The following is a 593-nucleotide window of genomic DNA, read 5'->3' as shown; positions in this document are numbered from 1 at the left end:
GCATAACTGGCGATCAGCTTGGCATCGCTGCGATCGGTCTTGACCCGGCTGAGTTGGCTGCGTGCGTACGCGGCCGTCTGCGCCGGGTTGAGCACGCACACCCGATAGCCGCGTGCATGGAGGAACTCGGCCAGCGCCTGGTGGTAGGTGCCGGTGGCCTCCATGGCGATCCAGCTATCGGGCTGGGCATGCGTCTGCAGCCATGCCTGCAGGGCCTGGAAGCCCTTGGCATCGTTGGACAACTTGGCCTTGGTACGGTGCTTGCCATTGGTCAGCTCGATGGCCACATCGAAACTGCGTTTGGCGACGTCGATGCCGATGACGGGAGACATAGGCGATTCCTCCATCGTGTCAGGGTCATGATCGGCGCTGGGCCCGGTCCTGCCTTGTCGATGCGAGTTCACGCCCGCGGGCGGACTCTGGATACCGTTCGGACACACAAGGGCCAGCATGTGGAGGGCGGAGCCGATCTACGATGCAAGCTCGAAGCTTTAGGAGCGACTGGACCTCCCACACCTCCTCCGATGATCAGTCGGAAGACATGACGCCTGTTTAGGGGCGACATGTCCAGATACAAGGAGCGGCTTCAGCCG

Annotated in this window: 1 protein-coding gene; it reads right to left on the bottom strand. The window is 62.6% G+C overall.

Features of this window, described 5'->3' with window-relative positions; translation table 11 throughout:
• Positions 1 to 332: transposase (locus tag D588_RS0114165; protein WP_017916449.1), on the bottom strand; the 332-nt coding region annotated here is incomplete at its 3' end.
• Between the last annotated feature and the right edge of the window lie 261 nt (positions 333 to 593).

The sequence above is a fragment of the Xanthomonas sp. SHU 308 genome (assembly GCF_000364645.1).
Classification (GTDB): Bacteria; Pseudomonadota; Gammaproteobacteria; order Xanthomonadales; family Xanthomonadaceae; genus Xanthomonas_A; species Xanthomonas_A sontii.
Note: the sequence above shows the minus strand (reverse complement) of the source record. Positions and strands in the feature narration are given on the sequence as shown.